2 protein-coding genes and 1 pseudogene are annotated in these 1,675 nt (G+C 62.9%); 2 read left to right on the top strand and 1 reads right to left on the bottom strand.

All coding sequences use genetic code 11. The annotated features are described in order from the left end of the window. A pseudogene (locus tag V6M52_RS05410) lies at positions 1-367 on the top strand (amidohydrolase); the annotation flags it as partial. An 89-nt stretch (positions 368-456) separates the two neighbouring features. Here V6M52_RS05410 and V6M52_RS05415 read toward each other — a convergent pair. Then, entirely contained in the window at positions 457-951 is a 495-nt protein-coding gene (locus V6M52_RS05415; RefSeq protein WP_332700231.1) for an Lrp/AsnC family transcriptional regulator, read from the bottom strand. Between the two features lie 436 nt (positions 952-1,387). On the opposite strand from V6M52_RS05415, the gene V6M52_RS05420 reads away from it, so the two are divergent. Beyond that, positions 1,388-1,675: hypothetical protein (locus tag V6M52_RS05420; RefSeq protein ID WP_332700233.1), on the top strand; the 288-nt coding region annotated here is incomplete at its 3' end.

Genomic DNA, 1,675 nt, shown 5'->3' on the forward strand with positions numbered 1-1,675 from the left:
GATCCGCTATCCCTCGAACGTGCCCAACGCCATCGGCCACAACGTCACCTCGGCCATGGCGATGGCGACGCCCATCGCCCACAAGGGCGTCGTGGTGGGGGCCAAGGCCGTGGCCCTGACCGTTCTGGACATCGCCACCACGCCGTCGCTGGTCACCGCGGCGAAGGACTATTTCCAGAACGTCCAACTGAAGGATCAAAAGTACGATCCGGTCCTGACCAAGGACGACAAGCCGGGCATCCACCTGAACGCCGAGATCATGGCCCAGATGCGGCCGAAGATGGAGCCCTACTACTACAACCCCAAGAAATATAAGAGCTATCTGGAGCAGATGGGCGTCAAGTATCCCAATCCGCCAACCAAATAACGTCTCCGCGCATCTGTCGCGGAGGCTCGATGCGCTGAGTGGTTCGGGGAGGCGCCCAGCGCCTCCCCGAATTGATTCCGAGGGGTCGCCTAGGCCTTGCCCTGGAACACGATCGGCGGCGTGCCCCGCCGCGCGACCTCGCGCATCACGAAACTGCTGCGGATCTTCGCCACGTGCGGCAGGGTCGAGAGTTCGCGGCGATAGACCCGGTCATAGTCCTCGAACGACTCCACGTTCAGCATGAGCAGGAAGTCCGTATCGCCGGAGACGAAGCCGCAATAGGAGACTGAGGGGCACTTCACCACCTCGCGCTCGAACTCGTTCAAGGCCCGCTCCGCCTGGGAGCTCAGCTCGATGGCCACGAACACCACCACGCTGTAGCCGAGCATCGGCATGTTGAGGTTGGCCGAGTAGTTCAACACCGCCTGGCGCTCCTCCAGGCTCTTGCGCCGCCGCGCCACGGCGGTGCTGGAGAGGTTGATCTTCTCCCCTAGCCAGACGTCCGACGCCCGTCCGTCGATGCAGAGCTCCTTCAAGAGCCGATAATCGACGTCATCCAGCTCAATCTGTTCGGATTTCGACATCGATCCCATGACTCCATGCATAAATCAGCGGCACAAACCCATTTTCGGCGCTGAAAACCCGCATTCCGCAAGTCAAATTTGCACGCCGGAATAACATGGCCTCAATCGCGGTCGGGGGCGCGTGGCGGTCCTATCATACGTGTCTCCTGCCGCCGCGCACGCTGCGCGGATATTTGCTGAGCCGCCCTCCAGGGGCGGTCCACGGGGCTGGAAACAAACAGGATGCGCCGCGACCAACGCGGCGGACCGGAGCCTAGGTTCCGGATGGCGAGCTCAACCGTTCGGACGGTCGGGTGAGAGTTCAAAATCAAGTTGAGTAAGCGGCGCGCCGAATAGCTCGGCGCCCGAGGGAACCGCTTTGCCCTTCTAGGAGGCGCACGGCGACAACAATTGCAATCGACCGCTTTTATTAGCGAACACTTATCTGGGGATAGAAATGAAGCTCGCGGAAAGCCTTCGGTCGGCATTGAATGTCCGGCGCCATGCGCTCGCAACGGTCAGCGCGACAGCCCTTCTCGTGTCGGGTCAGGCCGCATTCGCCCAGTCCGCGACGGACACGGCGGCGGGCGACGAGGCCGTCGACGAGGTCGTCGTCACGGGATCGCGGATCGCGCGCGACGGCTATGACGCGCCGACGCCGGTGAACGTCCTGGGGGCCCAGGAAATCGCCGCCGCCGCGCCGGCGAACATCGCCGACTTCGTCAACACAATGCCTTCGGTGGCC

The organism is Devosia sp. (assembly GCF_036676215.1).
In the GTDB taxonomy this organism is placed as follows: domain Bacteria; phylum Pseudomonadota; class Alphaproteobacteria; order Rhizobiales; family Devosiaceae; genus Devosia.

What these genes read in the sequence shown, in the direction of transcription:
- V6M52_RS05415 (WP_332700231.1), bottom strand. Translation starts at nt 951, where the DNA reads ATGTCGAAATCCGAACAGATTGAGCTGGATGACGTCGATTATCGGCTC.